General features: G+C 52.0%; 3 tRNA genes. All 3 read left to right on the forward strand.

Annotation, left to right across the window (positions count from 1 at the left end):
- Position 1 precedes the first annotated feature (1 nt).
- The 3 genes from AYW76_RS18675 (at position 2) to AYW76_RS18685 (ending at position 272) form a co-directional block, all read left to right on the forward strand.
- Positions 2-78 (forward strand) — tRNA-Pro (locus AYW76_RS18675).
- Positions 79-105: 27 nt separating this feature from the next.
- Positions 106-181 (forward strand) — tRNA-His (locus tag AYW76_RS18680).
- 15 nt (positions 182-196) lie between these two features.
- Positions 197-272: transfer RNA gene (locus tag AYW76_RS18685), tRNA-Lys, on the forward strand.
- Position 273 lies beyond the last annotated feature (1 nt).

Consider the following 273-nt stretch of genomic DNA (forward strand, 5'->3'; position numbering starts at 1 on the left):
TCGGAGTATAGCGCAGTCTGGTAGCGCGCCTGCTTTGGGAGCAGGATGTCGGGGGTTCGAATCCCTCTACTCCGACCACTAATTTTAAAATGTAATGGCAATATGGTGGGCGTAGCTCAGTTGGTAGAGCTCCGGATTGTGATTCCGGCGGTCGTGGGTTCGAGCCCCATCGTCCACCCCATTTGCCACATAGTTTGGGTCGTTAGCTCAGTTGGTAGAGCAGTTGACTTTTAATCAATTGGTCACTGGTTCGAATCCAGTACGACCCACCAA

This window comes from Marinomonas gallaica (assembly GCF_001639745.1).
Lineage (GTDB): Bacteria > Pseudomonadota > Gammaproteobacteria > Pseudomonadales > Marinomonadaceae > Marinomonas > Marinomonas gallaica.